Raw genomic sequence first — 16,741 nt, 5'->3', positions numbered from 1 at the left:
ACCGCGAGCTTCGCGGCGAACGGTCCCATTGTGGTGATGGGGTGAAGCGCCGATCATCATAGGTTTTAATTCCGGCGCGTCGACCCGCACAACGCTCTCCAACTGTGGGAAGGTCACGAGCGCAAGAACCTGCAAGAGGATTACAAGATGTCGGCACGCTCTATTCACAGTACTAGCCCACAGTAAATGCCGGAATGTCTTCACGCCTCCAGTCTAATGAAAATAAGAACGCCCGCAACCAGACATTGTTCCGAATCGAGCTATTGCCCGAGAATCAGCCGCTTCAGTCAACAGCGGGCTGGCGTGGCTAGGGTTCTTTGTCGACCTGTGCCGGCGAGACTTGGCGGCGACTCGAAGAATATCGCTCCGGCGCCGCCAGAAAGAGCTTGTGACAGGCATTCGAGCAGAAGAAATAGGCCCAGCCCTCATGCTCGTGCTGGGCCGCGGCCTTCTCCAGCGCCAGACGCATGCCGCATACCGGGTCTGTGACGATCATGTCCTTCTCGGGTCCGAGTGCAGCCATCAGTGAAATACCATCCCCTCGATGTGAAATCCCGCGTCGACATAGAGGGTTTCCCCGGTAATGGCGCTCGTATAGTCGCTTGCCAGCATGAGGGCGGCGCGCCCCACTTCGCAGGCGTCCACGGTACGCCGCAGCGGCGCCTTGCGAACGGTCTCGTTCAACAGTTCATCGAAATGTTCGATGCCAGAGGCGGCCCGGGTTGCAACCGCGCCCGCGGAGATCGCGTTAACCCGGATCGAGCGGCGCCCGAGTTCATGCGCCAGGTAGCGGACCGAGGCCTCGAGCGCGGCCTTGACCGGGCCCATCACATTGTAGTGGTCGACCACTTTCTCGGCGCCGTAATAGCTCAACGTCATCAGGCTGCCGCCCTTGTCCATGAGCGGTTCGGCGAGCTTCGCCATGCGGATCAAAGAATGGCAGGAGATAAGCATGGACTCGGCGAAGCCGTCGGCCGAACAATCGGTCAGCCGTCCGTGCAGGTCCTCCTTGCGGGCCCAGGCGATCGCATGCAGCAGGAAATCCAGCCGGCCCCATTCCTTATCTATCGCTTCGAACACAGCCTCCAACTGACCCGGCTCGGCAACGTCACAAGGCAGGAACAGCGATGCTCCGGCCTCGCGGGCGAGCGGTTCGACGAACGGCTTGGCCTTGTCGTTCAGATAGGTCATGGCCAGATCGGCCCCTGCGTTCCGGAAATGCTGGGCCGCCGACCAGGCAAGGCTGTGCTCGTTGGCTATGCCGACCACAAGGCCTTTCCGGCCCTTAAGATCGATGACTTCCATAAGTACTATTACTCCTTCTCCGGCAGAGCGAGCTAAACGTCGCTTGGCGCGGCATGGCCTACGCCGTGGCGGCACCAGACACAGGCGCAGGCCACATGATCGCAACTCGGATCGCCGAGCGGCGCCCGGTAGCGCCAAACTGCAAGCGGGTAGACGAGACGGGTCAGGACCGACGGCCGATAAAGGCGTCGCAGCTTCGCCGCCGTATTGGAGCGGCTCATCCCGCGCAGCGCCCAGCGCCGCCCGCGCGCGCCCGCGTTGTTAAAGATGAACCGGTTGCTGACGCCCGTTCTGAGCAGCGGCAGAAGCTCTTGACGCCAGAGCCGCGTGTAGTCAGTTCCCTCGAGCAGGCTACGAGCCGCGAGAATGCCCGAGCGCAGAGCATAGCGCATGCCGAAGCCGGCGAGCGCGTCCTGGAACCCGGCCTGCTCTCCGACCACGGGATGCCCTCCCTGCAGAGCGGTGCGCGGCAGACGAAAGTTGGCGAAACCGCCGAACGGCTTGGGATCGCACATTTCAAGCCCTGCCTTCTCGCGGAAGAAGGCCACCGTGCGTTCGACATGTTCCGCCTGCCGCTTGAAGCCGGTGAACATGCAGCTCGCCACCGTGCCGCGGCCGGCGTGGATCAGGAGATAGGCGTAGCCGAGCGGCGCGAGCCGATCATTGAAGGCGATCCAGTTGCCGTTCGGCCGATCGGTCTCGAAGACATAGCCGGCAGCGATGGCGTCGGCAGTCCTTGGCCCGACCGCGAGAATGGTCGACCCGACCGGATCTGCGACGCGGTCGCCGAACCGCACCTCGGCGCCGGCGCCGATGGCCTGCTTGAGCAGGGCGAGCTCCAGGCTGCCTTCGCCGCCGCGACGGACGAGATAGTAAAGGGGTCGCTCGCCGCATATCGGATAGGCTTGACCCCAAGCGTCGAAGGCAGTGCCTTCGCGGACGGGATGAGCCTCGAAGCTTGTCTCAATGCCAGCGACGCGCAGCTCGTCGAGGATGTCCCGGTCGTCGCTCCAGTTCTCCAGGCCCTGAAAATCCCCATGGAATCGGCTTCCGACCGTGTTGTGCCATTCCCGCACGATGACCGACTGACCGGCTCGGGCCAGCAGGATGGCGCAAGCGAGCCCCGCCACGCCGGCGCCGACGACGGTCACCGGTTCGTCCGGTGACAAGTAAGGGCGCCATGCTTCAACTTCAGGCTTTGCGGGGCGCGGCATGAATGCCCTCCAGCCGCGTTCGTTTCAGCAGCATGGCGTTCACCGCCACCAGGGCCGAACTCCCCGACATGGCAAGGGCCGCGACCTCGGGACTGATGACAAAGGGATAGAAAACGCCGGCTGCCGCGGGAAACGCGACGACGTTGTAGGCCACAGCCCAAAAAAGGTTCTGGTGCATCTTGCGCAGCGTCGCGCGCGACAACTCGATTGCGCCCACGACGTCGTAGGGGTCGCTTTTCATTAACACCACATCGGCGCTCTCGATCGCGACGTCCGTGCCCGCCCCGATGGCGAACCCCACGTCAGCCTGAGTCAGGGCGGGTGCGTCGTTGACACCGTCGCCGACCATACCGACCCGCTTGCCCTGATCTTGCAGCTCCTTCACCTTGTCCGCCTTCTGGCCCGGCAGCACGTCGGCCAGGACCGTCGTGATGCCAAGGCCCGCCGCGATCCGGTCGGCCGTCGCCTGATTGTCGCCGGTGAGCATCGCCACCTCGACGCCGCGTTCGCGCAGCTTCGCCACCATCGGGGCAGCGGTCGGCCGGGGCGCATCAGCGATGGCGATCAGACCGACCAGTTGTCCGGAACGCGCGATATGAACCACCGTCTGACCGGCGCCTTGCAACCGCTTCGCCTCGGGTTCAAGCGCGTCCATCGCGACCTTGCGTTCGTCCATCAGCCGGCGGTTGCCGAGCAACACCTCCTGCCCATCGATTTCCGCCCGCGCACCCTTGCCTTCGATGTTCTCGAAGCCGGTCAATTGCGCCTTCTGCATGTCGCCCGCGTGCTTCAAAATCGCCTGCGCCAACGGATGGTCGGAGCCTTGCTCGACGGTCGCCGCCAAGGCCAAGACCTTGTCTTCTGTCATGTCGGACGACACGACAACCTCGACCACGTCCGGTTCGCCCATCGTCAACGTCCCGGTCTTGTCGAAGACGATGACATCGAGCTTGGTCGCATCCTCCAGGGCGCCGGCGTTCTTGAACAGGATCCCGTTCATGGCACCGAGGCCCGTACCCACCATCACCGCCATCGGCGTCGCCAACCCCAAGGCGTCCGGGCAGGCAATCACGAAGACCGTGATCGTCAGCGTCAAGGCGAACAGCAAGGGCTCGCCGACCCACCAGAACCAGGTGGCGAAGGTCGCAAGGCCAATGACGACCGCGATCAGCACCAGCCATTGCGAAGCCCGGTCGGCAAGCAGCTGTGCCGGCGCTTTGGAGTTCTGCGCCTCCTGCACGAGCTTGACGATCTGGGCGAGCGCCGTGTCGGCGCCCACCTTGGTGGCGCGGTACTTAAAGCTGCCGCTCTTGTTGATCGTCGCACCGATGACGCTATCGCCGGGCTTCTTCGCCACCGGCATGGACTCGCCGGTGAGCATGGATTCGTCCACCTGCGACTCGCCCTCGAGGATTTCACCGTCGACGGGGATCTTGTTGCCGGGCCGGATCACGACCGTATCGTCTTTAAGTACTTCCGCGGTGGGGACCTCGATTTCGCGGCCGTCGCGCAGTACAATGGCCATGGGCGGTGCGAGATCCATCAGCGAGCGGATGGCGTCGGAAGCCCCCGCTCGGGCGCGCATCTCCAGCCAATGGCCGAGCAGAATAAAAACCAAGAGCACGGCGACCGCTTCGTAGAACTGAACGCCGGGAAAAAAGAAGGTGGCGCCGACACTGAAGATGTATCCGGTGCCCACCGACAGGACGACCAGCACCGCCATGTTGAGGACGCCGTTGCGCAGCGCCCGCCAGGCGGCGACGAAGAACGGCCAACTCGGATAGAGCACGGCGGCGCTCGCCAGGAAGAAGAGCCAGATGTCCAAGCGCAGCCCGAACGGCGGCGCAGGCGGCGTGAACAGCCCGCCCATCGGCGAGTAGACGAAAATCGGTATGCTGAAAACCAGCGCGATCCAGAAGCGGTTGCGCATGTCGCGAACCATGGCTTCCATGCTCATGCCGCCGCCATGGCCCATCTCGTGCGCCGCATGATCTACGGCGGGCGCTTTTCCGGCTTCCGCCTTCGCCCTGCCCGCCTTCGCATGGTGCTCGTGCGCGGGCATCGCAACGGCGACGCTCTCAGCCGGCGGATCCTCGGTCTCGCAGACATGCTTCGGCACGAGTTCGCCGCCGCAGTGATAGCCGCACTCGGCCACCTTCGCCTTGATCGCCTTGAGGTCCGTGCGCTTTTCGTCGTAGACGACGGTGGCGCTGCCGGCGACGTAGTTCACCTCGGCCTTGCGAACGCCGGGAAGCCGGGCGAGCCGTTTTTCTACGCCCCGGGCGCTAAGCACGGAGACCAGCCCCGCGACCTCGATGACGGTCGTTTTCATAAATCGATCCTTGTATTGTTTTTCATGTCGCGCCCCAGCGCCGATGCAGCCAGTTGTAAACCGGGCAGAACACAAGCCCGGCGTAGGCGCCGTAAAGGAAGCTTTCGGTCAGACCAAGCAGGAAACCCCACCACGTCAGCCATTTGAAGGCCGGCAGGACCTGCTCAAGAAATGCGCTCATATGAAGGCTCTGCGGTGTCACAAGACCGTAGATCACGCAAACCACGAATGTGATGCTTGTCCAGATCCCCAACGCCCATGTGACCAGCTTCGTGTTCAGCATAATCTTCATCCTTCATCTCGCCGACTTGTTCCGCTTCCTCTGATCCGGCGCACATGAGAATCCTGTCCGGCATCATCCGACGGCGCGCCGGCGATCGGAGCCGGTCAAACGATCCGTCAGTGCCGGTGCTGCCCGGACCGATCCGTCTCGTTTTCATTTCTCGGGCGCCGGCTCGATTCACCGCCCCCACTGTGACCTCCGTGACCGCCATGGCCGCCGTGCCCGAAAAGATGCATCGCGACGAACGCGATTCCGATCAGGACCCAAACCCAGTTCTCTGCCAGCCAAGCCATCGCTCACTCCCTCACCCATCGCGACTACGGGTCGTTCCGGACCCCGATCATTTGTATGCCAATGTTCACGGTTCGCGCACATAGGCGCCGGGCGCGTCGCCCAGGGGCCGATAGCCCTTGCGCGGCGCGCCCAGCCGGAGCGGCTTGATGGGCTCGCCCGAATGTTCGGCGAGCCAGCCCTGCCAGCAGGGCCACCAAGAGCCGTCATGGTGGACCGCCTGCGTCTGCCAGCTGTCCGGATCTAGATAAGCGGCGAGGTCGTCGTGCGTGGCGATTTGGTGATAGCGTTTGGCGTTGCCGGGCGGGCTGACGATGCCGGCATTGTGGCCGCCGTTGGACAGCACGAAGGTGACATCGGCATTAGTTTGGGCGTGGATCTTATAGACTGACCGCCAGGGGGCGACGTGGTCGGAGAGGGTGCTGACGGCGAAGATCGGGATACGGATGTCACGCAGCGAAACCGGGCGGCCGTCGATGCAGTAGCGCTCGTCCGCCAGATCGTTGTCGAGGAACAGCTGCCGGAGATACTCCGAGTGCATCCTGGCCGGCATGCGCGTCGCATCTGCGTTCCACGCCATCAAGTCGAACAGCGGACGGCGCTCGCCCAAGAGATAGTTCTGCACCATGGCCGACCAGATCAGGTCGTTGGAGCGCAACAGTTGGAAGGCGCCGGCCATCTGCTTGGTATCGAGGTAGCCCTGCTCCGCCATAATGTCCTCGAGGAAACTGACCTGGGCCTCATCGATGAACAGCATCAGCTCGCCGGCTTCCGTGAAATCGGTCTGCGCGGCGAACAGGGTCAGAGTCGCCAGCCGTTCGTCGCCGTCGCGGGCCATGGCCGCCGCGGCGATCGACAGGAGTGTGCCGCCGAGGCAGTAGCCAGCGCCGTGGATCCGCTGCTCCGGGATGATCACGGAGACCGCGTCGAGCGCGGCCATGACTCCGAGCCTGCGGTAGTCTTCCAGACCGAGGTCGCGGTCCTCCGCCGCCGGGTTCTTCCAGGAGATCATGAAGACCGTGTGGCCCTTCTCGACCAGGTACTTCACCAGCGAGTTCTCGGGGCTGAGGTCGAGGATGTAGTATTTCATGATCCAGGCCGGCACGATCAGGACCGGCTCGGGATGAACTTTGTCCGTCGCCGGCGCGTATTGGATCAGCTCGATCAATTCGTTGCGGAAGATCACCTTGCCGGGCGTCACCGCAAGGTTCCGGCCGACCTCGAAATCCTCCGCGCCGGCCGGCCGCTCGCCCCTGACGGCGCGTTGCCAGTCTTCGATAAAATTGGCGGCCCCATGAACCAGGTTCTGGCCGGCGCTGTCGAGAGTCGCCTTCAGGACCTCGGGGTTGGTCGCCGGAAAATTCGCCGGAGAGACCATGTCGAGGAGTTGCCGGGCGACGAAGGAGACAACCTCCTCATGATGCTTGGAGACTCCGGGGACGCCGGTCGTGGCGTTGTGCCACCATTGCTGGGTCAGGAGGAAGCCCTGATAGAACGCATTGTATGGCCATGTCTGCCACGGATCGCCGGCAAAGCGCTTGTCCTGCGGCAGGGGCTCGATACAGACCTCACAATGAGGATCCGAGCAAGCCCGCGGACAGTATTCCAGATAGCGCGCCCACTTGCTCGCCGCCTTCCCGACCAGTTCTATCTGCTTGTCGGGCGATAGCAGGAGATGCTGGGCCCAATCCGTATAGGCCTGAGCAAGCGCCACCGGCGAAATCCCGGCAGTGAGCCGCCCGAGCGCCGCGTGTAGGGGTTGATCCAGAGACGGCCGGGACCTCGCCTCGTCATCGGGACAAGGCGACGTACTGTCGAGTCCCTTTCGCTTATCGTCTGGCACCTGCAGCATGGTTCAGGCTCCGATCGGACAGCAAGCGTCTTCGGGCTGGGGTGCGCAATGGATGGCCGATTCCGGCTCCGTTGTTTCCCTCCTTTGCGCCCGGGGTTGATGCATTAGGACAGTGAGCGCTAGCGCGGCGAGGCGTGCGGCCGGGGGGTCCGCGCGCGAACTGAGCACAGCTGGCACCGACAGACCCAAGACGATACCCGCGGCCGTGGCGCCGGCCAGATACTCGAGGTTCTTGGCCAGAATGTTGCCGGAGACGAGATCGGGCACCAACAGGATATCGACATCGCCGGCGACCCCCGAGATGATGCCTTTTTCTCGCGCGGCATCGGCCGAGATCGCGTTGTCGAAGGCCATGGGCCCATCGACGATGGCGCCGGCGATCTGTCCCCGCTTGGCCATCAGGGTCAGACAGGCGGCGTCCAGGGTCGATGTAATGGCCGGGTTGACGGTCTCGACCGCCGACAGGATAGCGGCCTTGGGCGTCTCCACGCCCAGCAGTCCCAAGACCTCGATGGCGTTCTGAAGAATCTGCGCCTTGGCGGTGAGATCAGGCGTGATGTTGATGGCCGCGTCCGTGATCGCGAGGAGCTTGGGGTAGGTCGGGATATCGACCATGAACACGTGGCTGACCCGCTGGCCCGGGACCCGCAATCCGCGGTCCTTGTCGAGAAGCGCCCGCATGAAGGCATCGGTGTGGATGTTGCCTTTCATGACCGCGTCGGCGTCTCCGGTCCGAACGAGATCGACGCCCGCCCGCGCCGCTTCGGCGTCGCTCTTCGCGTTGACGATCGCCGCCCGGTCGATCTCCACATGGGCGTCCTTGGCGCAAGCGAGGATCCCGTCGGGATCGCCGATAAGGCGGGGCTCGATCAGGCCAAGCGAGGCGGCTTCCCGCACCGTCTCGAGGACAAGTCCTTGATCGGCGGCGACGACGGCCACGCGGATCGGCGCGTGCGCTTGCGCCGCCTCTACCAAATCCTTGAGGGTCTCGGCTTGATTAACCATGAGCATGCGTCTTTTCGACTGTTGACGATGCGCCCAGCAGGTCCCGCGCATGCCGCGCGATGACCAGTTCCTCGTCCGTCTTAAAGGCCTCGATAAGCACGGGGCTGCCGTCCGATGAAACGACACGCTCATGACCGGCATTGCGGCCCGCATCGAGTGCAAGGCCGAGATAGCCGAGACCGTCGCAAATGCGAGCACGGATCTCGGGCGAATTGGCGCCGATCCCGCCGGTGAAGACGAGCCGGTCGAGGCCCCCGAGCGCGGCCGTCAGGCCAGCCAGATGCCGGCGGGCGTGGTGGCAGAAGAACTCGATCGCCTCGGCCGCTTCCGGCGCGACCCGCCGAGCCAAGAGGTCGGCCATGTTGCGGCTCAATCCGGAGATCCCGAGCAATCCCGAGGCGTCGTAGAGCAGATCCTGCAACGCCTCGGCGGGCATCTGCTTCTCGATCAGGAGATGCAGCAACACCCCGGGGTCGAGATCGCCGGGACGCGTCCCCATGGGCAGGCCGGCGAGCGTCGAAAAGCCCATCGTGGTCTCGACGCTGCGCCCGTCCTTGATCGCCGCCATGGAGGCGCCATTGCCGAGATGGGCAACGATGATCCGCCCATCTGTAGCCGCGTCGTCGTCCCGCCGACGCACCTCGTCGATAACGTATTCATAGGACAGGCCGTGAAATCCGTAGCGGCGGACGCCATCCTCCTCGAAACGGCGGGGCAGGCCGGTCAAGCGCGCCACGCGGGGCAAGCCGTGGTGAAAGGCGGTGTCGAAGGAGGCGACCTGGGGAAGGTCGGGGCGGCGCAGGCGAACCGCCACGATACCGGCGAGGTTGTGCGGCAGGTGGAGCGGTGCGAGAGGGATCAGTCGTTTCAGGCGGACTTCGAGCGCGGGCGTGACGAGGAGCGAGCAGTCGCACTCCTCTCCGCCATGGACCACCCGGTGGCCGACGGCGATGAGGTCCTTTTGCGACATCCGGTCCTCGACCCAGCCGAGCAGCAGGTCGAGGGCGACGACGTGGTTGGGTATTGCCAGGGTCTCATCGATGAGAATCGTCCCCCGGACGTCCGTCGCGGCGAAGCGGCCGGCGTCGAAGCCGATCCGTTCCAGCGCTCCCTGCCAGACCCGGCGGGGCTCGTCCGCGGCCATATCGAATAGCGCGAATTTGATGCTGGAGGAGCCGCTGTTGATGACCAGGATCGTTCCGTCAACGCCATCGGTCATTTCCCGGCTGTCCCTTCGGGGGTGTCGCCATAAAGCAGTTTGAATGCCTGCTCGTAGGCGCCGTCCCGCGCGTTTCGAGCGTCTTCTATCGCATCGGAGACATGAGCGATAAGCTCCCGCTCCTTATTCAGGAGCGGGTGATCCTCAGGAAGAGGGCTTCGCGTCTTCGCAATACCATCCGCCAGGGTTGCGATACCCTGCATCCATGGGTTGAAGGCGCCGGAAAACAGGTAACGGCTGGTCCGCATGGGATGCAGCCATTTGAGCCCTTCGGCAACCCACGGGTTGGTCGCCGCCTGAACCCAGGGGCTGACGAAGGTGCGGTAAAACGACTCGTTGAATTCCGACGCTTCGCGCACCCGCTCGAACGCCTCGGTCTGTTGCGGAAACTCGATATCCTCGACCTGGCGATCCTCGAAGCTCACGGAATATTGCGGCTTGTGGCAGTCGGGATCGCCGCTCGGATTGTCGATCTTCATTTCGTAAAGGCCCGGCGTCAGGGCCTCGATCTCCTCCAGGCTCTCGAGAATCGCGCGGTGCTCAAAGCGAGCGACCTTGGCCGAGACGAAGATGCCGAGATGGCCCACATGCGGATTGGTCAGATAGACGATGCGCTGGCCGGCCTTTTTGAGATCGTCCGTGTTCTCGTAGACCGCGGGTATCCACGCCAAGGCCTGATGCGGCGGCGTGATGTTATCGCCGTAGGAGGCGAAGACGACCAGCGGGTTCCGGATGCGCCGCAGGTCGGCGATACAGCCGTCGCAAATGCGCATCAGGCCCTTTTCGAGCTTGTTGCCGATGAACAGGTTCTCGACGATCGCGACGATCTCCTCGCGGCTCAGGAAGTAGAAGCCGTTCCACCAGCGCTCGAATTCGAGGAAGCGGTCGCGCTCCGTATCGATCTTGTTGAACAGGCCGGCATATTTCTCCCAAATGGCTTTTTCGGGCTTCAGGTTCTCGAAATTCTGGGCGAGCCAGGCGCCATCAAAGCGCCCGTCACCGAGATCCGCGGTGAAATGCGCGAGCCAGGCGCCGCCCAGCAGGCCGCCGCTCACCCGCATCGGATTGACCCCGGCCTCACCCGCCCAATAGGACAGCGGCGACCCGTTCAGGACCGCCGGGCCGACGAGACCCTCGCAGTCGGCCGACAGCAGGGTCACGGCCCAGCCCGCCTGGCAGTTGCCGTAGAGCACCGGCGGCTTGCCCGGGTGGCGCCGGACAAGCTCTTCGACGAAACGCCGGAGCGCATGCAGTACGTCGGCCAGCGTCTGACCCGGCGCGGGGTCGGGGAAGAACATCACGAAATAGACCGGGTGCCCTTCATGCAGGGCCATGCCGACTTCGGAGTCGTGCTTGAAGCCACCGATGCCCGGTCCGTGCCCGGCGCGCGGATCGAGCACCATGACCGGCGGCTTGTCCGGATCGACGCAATCGTCCCAGCAGTCCTCGCCCACCTCCGTAATCCGCAACAAAGCGTAGTTCGCCGGATGGTCGAAGCGACGCGCGTCGAGGATCGTCTCGTATTTGAAGTCCAAGAGCGGCGGCAGGCCGGCGCGCTCATGCGCGAGCATGTTGTCGGCCCGCTGCCTAAGGGTGTCCCAGAACAGGACCGACCGCTGCCAGAAGTCGACTTGATAATCGAGGAAGTCTTGACCGGGGAGTCTGGGCACCGGCGGCGCTTCCACGACCATGTCTCGCTTGGCATCCACGGGGCTCACGACCTTGAGTGCAGGTGCCGGTCGTTTATTGCGGGCGGGGGCCTTTTGTCTTGCGGTCGTGGTCATGGCCGGCCTGCGCGGCCGCTACGCGCGGCGAAGAAGTTGTAGAGGGGCCCGAAGATCAGGGCGACGTACCAGCCATAGGCGAAACTTTCGGCAAGGCCGAGGAAGAAGCTCGGCCAGCTCAGCCATGTGAAGCCGGGCAGCAGACGGAGCCAGCTCTCGTACATTGCCTGGCCGGGAAACAAGAGGTCGAAGCCGACGCAAAGCGCAAACGTGATCGCTAAAAACAAGCCGAGGCTCATTCCGAATGCAATGATGGGAACTCTTGGCGCGGCTTGAGTTGGCAGGGGCGTTCCGGACCGAGGTGTGGTCATCGAAGACGCTGTGGCATCAGACATGGCTGTTCTCCAGTTGGGGCTGCGGCCCCTTGGCGTGGGGGCCGACATATTGTTCGGGCGCGGCCTCGAAGCGTTCGCGGCATTCCCGCGAACAGAAATAGTAGACGCTGCCCTCATAGACGCTCGGCTTGGCCCCGTTGGTACTGACGGTCTTGCCGCAGACGGGGTCGACGTCCTTGGCCGGCGGGATCCACCGCATACCCTCGGCCTCTCCCCGCCCCTCTTGGCCGCCGCCGCCATGTTTGGCCTTGCCGTGGCCATGTCCCATGACGTGGGCGCCGCAGCCAAAACGCATCATCAGGAAGATGATCACCGCCCAGATCAGGAAATAGAACAGCGCGTTCATGGACCCCACCTGCAGCTATTTTTTCGCCGGGCTGGTCTTCGAGGCCGCGCCGGCGCGTTTTGCTGTCGGTTCCGTGCGGTTTTCCGCCGTAGGAAGGTCAACCTCATTCTCGGCCGCATCCTTGCTAGGACCGCAGCAGCATCCAGCCATCTTCGCCGGCTGTTCCGTTCGGCTTTCACGCGTGGGACGGTCAGTCAATTTCCCCGTCGCCTCATGAGCCAGGCCGGCGCAGCACTTGGAGGTTATCTCGCCAAGTTCGCCGACATGGGTGACGAACGCGCCGAACAGATCGCGATAGGCCTCGGTCTGCCGCTCGAAGATGGCCTTGGGATCCGACGCGCCCTCGCCGCGCTCGAACGTGGCGTTCATCTGGTCGGCGCCGGCTTTGAGGAATGCGGCCTGGCGCTCGGTAATCTCTTGGGTGCTGTCGAGCATCAGGTTCGCCATGCGCCGGACGGCGTCGATATTGCGCATCTGCAGGGCCGTCATGGCTTCGAGGTCAAGACCCCGGAAGCGCAGAACCGCCGGATTGGTGGATTTGGATGTGTCTGGCATGGTCAGCTCCTTTTGGACAGTCATCAGATAGACGGTCCAAAGGAGCCTTCGTTACAGTTTAGGCGCGTCTTGCCCGATCCCGGTGCGCATATGTGAACCATAATCGCAGTCACAATCCAGATAACCATGGATCGGGCACGTCCGGCAGGCCTCCTCCAGCCGCTGCCGCAGGGCTTGGCGGGCCCGGTGTAACCGCACACGCAAATTGCTCTCGGAGATATTGAGTGTTGCCGCGATGCTTTCGCGCGATTCGCCGATCAAGTCGGCGCGCCACAGGATGTCCGCATATTCTGGCTTCAAGGTCGGCAGGAGCTTGTAAAGGCACATGCAGATGATGAGATCGAGGTCGTCCTTGCCCTTGCCGGTGAGTCGTACTGACTCCAGATATTGGAATTCGCTCTCGGATTGGCGTCTTTTGCCCTGGGCGCGGTAATAGTCGATCAAGGTCGTCTCGAGCACCCGGCGCATCCAGGCGCGAAGCTTTTCCGTCTCGCGAACGTCGCCGATCCGCGTCAGCACCTTGACATAGAAATCGTGCAGGACATCGGCGGCCTCGTCCTCGTTGCCGAGCCGGCGCGTGAGGAAACGAAGCATGTCCTGGTGAACCTCGACCATGACCGCATGAACGGCGTCTCCCGGCGATTTGCTGTCTTGATCGTCAGTCATGTTCACTCCCGACATCCATTCCCGTGCGAATACATGGTCAGTTCAACGTTTTCCCTTCGCAGCCCTCCAACCGAGCTTTGCGCGAACGACGCCTGTCTCGCCGTTAACCGCCTATTGTAACGAACAGAGAGCCCCGTCGTCCTTAAGGATAGTCGTGCAGGGGGGGCGGGGCAGCGCCGGTGAGTTCATGTCGACGCCCCAGGGTCAGGCCCATTAATTAATGCGATGAAGTAATCCTTGTAAAGGCTTAATGGTATCAAAGATGAGAAAAGACAATGTGGGCTAAATTTCTGTCACTTTTTCTCGCCCGTCTGATCCGGCAGGGCGCCTTGGTTGCTGTATACCCCGATGGGCGATCGGTGCGATATGGTGAAGCGTCATCCTTACCTGTCACCGTCCGGTTTCATACGTGGCCCCTGCTTCGGAAACTTGTCCTCAATCCCGATCTCGCGCTGGGCGAAGCCTATATGGATGGGACACTTACCATCGAGGATGACGACATCTACGGTCTCATTGAACTGCTCGTGGTCAATCTGGCTCATCAGCCCGACGTATGGCACTATCGCTGGCTGGCGCGTCTCCGGCGGCTCTGTCGCGGGCTGGCGCAGTTCAATCCGGTCGAGCGGGCGCGACGTAACGTAGCGCATCACTATGACCTGTCGGGCGCGCTTTACGACCTGTTCCTGGACGCCGACCGTCAGTATTCCTGCGCTTATTTCCGGCATCCGGATGACGGCCTGGAAACCGCACAGAGAGACAAGCAGGCGCTCATCGCCGCCAAGCTTCTTCTGGAACCCGGCCACCGTGTCCTCGATATCGGCTGCGGATGGGGCGGGCTTGGGCTTTACCTCGCCCGAGAGCATGGCGCCCAGGTCACCGGAGTCACGCTCTCGCAGGAGCAGCATAAAATCGCTGACGAGCGCGCCCAGGCCGAAGGACTCGACGATCGCGCCCGCTTCTATCTGCAAGACTATCGCGAAGTCGACGAAATTTTCGATCGCATCGTATCGGTCGGCATGTTCGAGCATGTCGGCGTACCCCACTATCGCGAATTCTTCACGACGGTGCACAATCGCCTTGCGGCTGACGGCGTCGCGCTTCTGCACACGATCGGCCGGGCCGACGGGCCTGGGGCCACCAATCCCTGGATCGCCAAGTACATCTTTCCCGGCGGCTACAGCCCAGCCCTGTCGGAAGTCCTCGCCGTCATCGAACGTGCGGGTTTCTATGTCACCGATGTCGAGGTTTTGCGTCTGCACTACGCGGAGACACTGAAGGCCTGGCGCAAGCGGTTCGAGACAAACCTGGACAAGGTTCGCGTAATTTATGACGAGCGCTTCTGCCGAATGTGGCGGTTCTATCTCATCTTGAGCGAGCTTGCCTTCCGGCACGGCGGGCACGTCGTGTTCCAGATCCAGATCGCCAAGAGACAAGACGCGGTGCCTCTCACGCGAGACTACCTAGCGGCTCCGAAGACGCAGGATAAAAAGGGCTCCAATGCAGCGTAACAATCGTCGGCCAGCCTGATCGCGATTACTACTCTAAGCGCCCGCGTATTACCAGAAACATTCAGCACAAGGGCACTCCAGTCAGCCAATGGCTGTCATAAAACTGTAACGAAACGCCACCTGCATCGTCTTTCTTAACAGAAGCTGAGCAGCTTCAGTCGGACTGGACCAGCAATCCTGCTGCCGACGAATTATCCGGCAAAGCTATACGTCGGACCAAGACATGGAGATTGCCACATGCCCAATACCCGGCACGACTGCAGAAGCAGTCAACTCATTACGATGTATGCGCCGATTTTCAGAGAAAAACTGAAGAAGCTCGAACGGCGCGGACAAGGGCGTGGCGCAGAAGCTGTCAGGCTCCGGAGAACACTTGCACTGGTAGACCGCGCGCAGACCGGTTTGCGCCACGGCCAAGAAGATTCAACCTTGACTGCCGCAGAATAATGACAGGCTCCCCATGATCAAGGTGAGAGGCTTAAACGCACCATGTCGGCAAACCGCGAGATAGAACTGAAGGCGACAATTCGCCCGGAGCAACTCGACAAGGTCAAAGATCTTGCGGCCATCAGGAAGCGAGCCGTCGGACGGGCGCGGTCGAGGAAGCTTGTGACGGTCTATTACGACACGCCGGATTATGACCTGCGTCAGCAAGGCCTCTCCCTTCGTGTGCGGAAGATCGGCCGCGCCTACGTGCAGTGCGTAAAACAGACCCACAAACGACTGGGCGGCATTCCGGTGCGGATGGAATGGGAAGGGCCGGTCCCGAGCCAGGACCCCGCAGTCTCCGTCATCGAAGACAAAAAACTTCGCCGGCTAATACGGCGCGCCGGCACGGCGCGCCTGCAACCCGTGTTTCGCACGGACTTTCAACGCAACTCGCGATCCCTTAAATTCGAGGACGGCAGTACGGCATCGCTCGACCTCGACATTGGTGAGATCATCGCCGGTGACGTCTCCGAACCAATATGCGAATTCGAACTGGAACTGCACAGCGGCGCCCCCGAACGGCTATTTGAACTGGCATCCGAGATTCGCCAGGCAGTTCCGTTCCGGCTTGCCGCCATGAGCAAGGCCTCGCGCGGTTACGCACTTCTGACGCAGGACGAACTCAAACCACAGAAATATGTGAAGCTCAGCCTCACGAAAGACGACACCGTCGAACAAGTTCTGACCGAACTTGTTCAGCACAGCCTTGATCATCTGCAAATGAACGAAACTGTCACTCTGGCAACGGATGACCCCGAAGGTGTTCGTCAGATGCGTATCGCCCTGAGGCGGCTGCGCGCTTCCTTGAGACTTTTCAAATCCACCCTTCCCAAGGATCAGTATGGCTGGATCGCGGCCGAAGCGAAATGGTTGATGACTGAGCTGTCGGCGGCGCGCGCATGGGATGTCTTTGCTGATGAGTTCCTAGCACCCGTGGCGCAGCTCTATGGCGGGGATCAAGGCTTCGACGCCCTAATGGCGGCGGTGGAGCAGGCAAGACAGCAGAGCCGCCGGCGCGCTCGCGAGGCCTTAGGGACGGAGAGGTACACGGAGTTCCTGTTGCGCCTCAGCGCCTGGCTGTCAAGCCAGGCTTGGCGCGATCAGCCGGTCACGGAACGGACGACACGCCTTCTCGATCCGATCGGCGACCATTGCGTGAAGCTGCTGCAGAAGCGGGACCGGAACGTCCGAAGACAAGGACGAGATATCGCAAATCTATCCGAGACCGCGCTTCATGAGTTGCGCCTCGCCGTAAAAAGATTGCGCTATGCGGTGGACTTCTTCGAGAGTCTCTACCCAAAAAAGCAGGCGAAAGCCTACCGCAAGCATCTCGCTGGCCTTCAGGATGGGCTTGGGTATCTGAACGATGTGGCCGCTGCGGACACGCTCCTCCGCGAACTGGCCCTCACCGGCAGAGATCAAGCGGCCCCGGTCTGGGCTCATGCCGGTGGCCTGACCGTCGGTTGGCATCGCCATGCTGCGATCGCGGCCAAAGATCGCCTCGTCAAAGACATGGCCGCGTTCCTGCGCGCCAAGCCGTTCTGGCGTGGCGCATGA

At 62.6% G+C, this 16,741-nt stretch carries 16 protein-coding genes; 2 read left to right on the top strand and 14 right to left on the bottom strand.

Features of this window, described 5'->3' with window-relative positions; genetic code table 11:
- Positions 1-307: 307 nt before the first annotated feature.
- The 14 genes from BKM74_RS15505 to BKM74_RS15440 all read right to left on the bottom strand — a co-directional run bounded on the left by BKM74_RS15505 (position 308) and on the right by BKM74_RS15440 (position 13,187).
- Positions 308-496 (bottom strand): YHS domain-containing protein, encoded by a 189-nt coding sequence (locus tag BKM74_RS15505; RefSeq protein WP_176342565.1) that lies wholly within the window; start codon positions 494-496, stop codon positions 308-310.
- Positions 497-522: 26 nt separating this feature from the next.
- The gene (fabI, locus tag BKM74_RS15500; protein ID WP_086466615.1) at positions 523-1,305 is read right to left on the bottom strand and encodes an enoyl-ACP reductase FabI; all 783 of its coding nucleotides are present in this window, start codon (positions 1,303-1,305) and stop codon (positions 523-525) included.
- Between the two features lie 32 nt (positions 1,306-1,337).
- Positions 1,338-2,456, bottom strand: coding sequence for an NAD(P)/FAD-dependent oxidoreductase (locus BKM74_RS15495; RefSeq protein ID WP_176342564.1), 1,119 nt, complete (start codon positions 2,454-2,456; stop codon positions 1,338-1,340).
- A 40-nt stretch (positions 2,457-2,496) separates the two neighbouring features.
- On the bottom strand, positions 2,497-4,851 hold the full coding sequence (locus BKM74_RS15490) for a heavy metal translocating P-type ATPase (protein ID WP_086466613.1): 2,355 nt from the start codon (positions 4,849-4,851) through the stop codon (positions 2,497-2,499).
- A 22-nt stretch (positions 4,852-4,873) separates the two neighbouring features.
- Positions 4,874-5,134 carry a DUF5676 family membrane protein gene (locus tag BKM74_RS15485; RefSeq protein WP_086466678.1) on the bottom strand — a complete coding sequence of 87 codons (261 nt, stop codon included), beginning with the start codon at positions 5,132-5,134 and terminating at the stop codon, positions 4,874-4,876.
- Between the two features lie 116 nt (positions 5,135-5,250).
- On the bottom strand, positions 5,251-5,427 hold the full coding sequence (locus BKM74_RS19180; protein ID WP_086466612.1) for a DUF2933 domain-containing protein: 177 nt from the start codon (positions 5,425-5,427) through the stop codon (positions 5,251-5,253).
- Between the two features lie 65 nt (positions 5,428-5,492).
- Positions 5,493-7,277, bottom strand: a complete 1,785-nt coding sequence (locus tag BKM74_RS15475) for a PHA/PHB synthase family protein (RefSeq protein WP_176342563.1) — start codon at positions 7,275-7,277, stop codon at positions 5,493-5,495.
- Between the two features lie 3 nt (positions 7,278-7,280).
- Positions 7,281-8,282, bottom strand: a complete 1,002-nt coding sequence (locus BKM74_RS15470; protein ID WP_245825961.1) for a bifunctional enoyl-CoA hydratase/phosphate acetyltransferase — start codon at positions 8,280-8,282, stop codon at positions 7,281-7,283.
- Positions 8,275-9,501: an acetate/propionate family kinase gene (locus BKM74_RS15465; protein ID WP_086466610.1), complete on the bottom strand. Its 1,227-nt coding sequence runs from the start codon at positions 9,499-9,501 to the stop codon at positions 8,275-8,277. The genes BKM74_RS15470 and BKM74_RS15465 overlap by 8 nt, the downstream gene beginning before the upstream one ends.
- Complete coding sequence (locus BKM74_RS15460) at positions 9,498-11,285, bottom strand: DUF3141 domain-containing protein (protein WP_086466609.1); 1,788 nt, start codon at positions 11,283-11,285, stop codon at positions 9,498-9,500. The genes BKM74_RS15465 and BKM74_RS15460 overlap by 4 nt, the downstream gene beginning before the upstream one ends.
- Positions 11,282-11,620: a DUF5676 family membrane protein gene (locus BKM74_RS15455; RefSeq protein WP_245825960.1), complete on the bottom strand. Its 339-nt coding sequence runs from the start codon at positions 11,618-11,620 to the stop codon at positions 11,282-11,284. The genes BKM74_RS15460 and BKM74_RS15455 overlap by 4 nt, the downstream gene beginning before the upstream one ends.
- Positions 11,613-11,966: a YHS domain-containing protein gene (locus tag BKM74_RS15450; RefSeq protein ID WP_086466608.1), complete on the bottom strand. Its 354-nt coding sequence runs from the start codon at positions 11,964-11,966 to the stop codon at positions 11,613-11,615. The genes BKM74_RS15455 and BKM74_RS15450 overlap by 8 nt, the downstream gene beginning before the upstream one ends.
- A 15-nt stretch (positions 11,967-11,981) precedes the next feature.
- Positions 11,982-12,545 carry a phasin family protein gene (locus tag BKM74_RS15445; RefSeq protein ID WP_086466607.1) on the bottom strand — a complete coding sequence of 188 codons (564 nt, stop codon included), beginning with the start codon at positions 12,543-12,545 and terminating at the stop codon, positions 11,982-11,984.
- A gap of 27 nt (positions 12,546-12,572) precedes the next feature.
- Positions 12,573-13,187 carry an RNA polymerase sigma factor gene (locus BKM74_RS15440; RefSeq protein ID WP_086466675.1) on the bottom strand — a complete coding sequence of 205 codons (615 nt, stop codon included), beginning with the start codon at positions 13,185-13,187 and terminating at the stop codon, positions 12,573-12,575.
- Positions 13,188-13,462: 275 nt separating this feature from the next.
- Between BKM74_RS15440 and BKM74_RS15435 the strand changes: the two genes are divergently transcribed.
- Entirely contained in the window at positions 13,463-14,695 is a 1,233-nt protein-coding gene (locus tag BKM74_RS15435; protein WP_086466606.1) for an SAM-dependent methyltransferase, read from the top strand.
- 489 nt (positions 14,696-15,184) lie between these two features.
- A complete protein-coding gene (locus tag BKM74_RS15430) occupies positions 15,185-16,741 on the top strand; it encodes a CYTH and CHAD domain-containing protein (RefSeq protein ID WP_086466605.1) in 1,557 nt (518 codons plus the stop codon).

The organism is Oceanibaculum nanhaiense (assembly GCF_002148795.1).
GTDB classification, from domain to species: Bacteria; Pseudomonadota; Alphaproteobacteria; order Oceanibaculales; family Oceanibaculaceae; genus Oceanibaculum; species Oceanibaculum nanhaiense.
Note: the sequence above shows the minus strand (reverse complement) of the source record. Positions and strands in the feature narration are given on the sequence as shown.

Coding starts and splice junctions, on each gene's coding strand:
- BKM74_RS15505 (WP_176342565.1), bottom strand. CDS start 496: ATGATCGTCACAGACCCGGTATGCGGCATGCGTCTGGCGCTGGAGAAG.
- fabI (WP_086466615.1), bottom strand. CDS start 1,305: ATGGAAGTCATCGATCTTAAGGGCCGGAAAGGCCTTGTGGTCGGCATA.
- BKM74_RS15490 (WP_086466613.1), bottom strand. CDS start 4,851: ATGAAAACGACCGTCATCGAGGTCGCGGGGCTGGTCTCCGTGCTTAGC.
- BKM74_RS15485 (WP_086466678.1), bottom strand. CDS start 5,134: ATGCTGAACACGAAGCTGGTCACATGGGCGTTGGGGATCTGGACAAGC.
- BKM74_RS19180 (WP_086466612.1), bottom strand. CDS start 5,427: ATGGCTTGGCTGGCAGAGAACTGGGTTTGGGTCCTGATCGGAATCGCG.
- BKM74_RS15475 (WP_176342563.1), bottom strand. CDS start 7,277: ATGCTGCAGGTGCCAGACGATAAGCGAAAGGGACTCGACAGTACGTCG.
- BKM74_RS15470 (WP_245825961.1), bottom strand. CDS start 8,282: ATGGTTAATCAAGCCGAGACCCTCAAGGATTTGGTAGAGGCGGCGCAA.
- BKM74_RS15465 (WP_086466610.1), bottom strand. CDS start 9,501: ATGACCGATGGCGTTGACGGAACGATCCTGGTCATCAACAGCGGCTCC.
- BKM74_RS15460 (WP_086466609.1), bottom strand. CDS start 11,285: ATGACCACGACCGCAAGACAAAAGGCCCCCGCCCGCAATAAACGACCG.
- BKM74_RS15455 (WP_245825960.1), bottom strand. CDS start 11,620: ATGTCTGATGCCACAGCGTCTTCGATGACCACACCTCGGTCCGGAACG.
- BKM74_RS15450 (WP_086466608.1), bottom strand. CDS start 11,966: ATGAACGCGCTGTTCTATTTCCTGATCTGGGCGGTGATCATCTTCCTG.
- BKM74_RS15445 (WP_086466607.1), bottom strand. CDS start 12,545: ATGACTGTCCAAAAGGAGCTGACCATGCCAGACACATCCAAATCCACC.
- BKM74_RS15440 (WP_086466675.1), bottom strand. CDS start 13,187: ATGACTGACGATCAAGACAGCAAATCGCCGGGAGACGCCGTTCATGCG.
- BKM74_RS15435 (WP_086466606.1), top strand. CDS start 13,463: ATGTGGGCTAAATTTCTGTCACTTTTTCTCGCCCGTCTGATCCGGCAG.
- BKM74_RS15430 (WP_086466605.1), top strand. CDS start 15,185: ATGTCGGCAAACCGCGAGATAGAACTGAAGGCGACAATTCGCCCGGAG.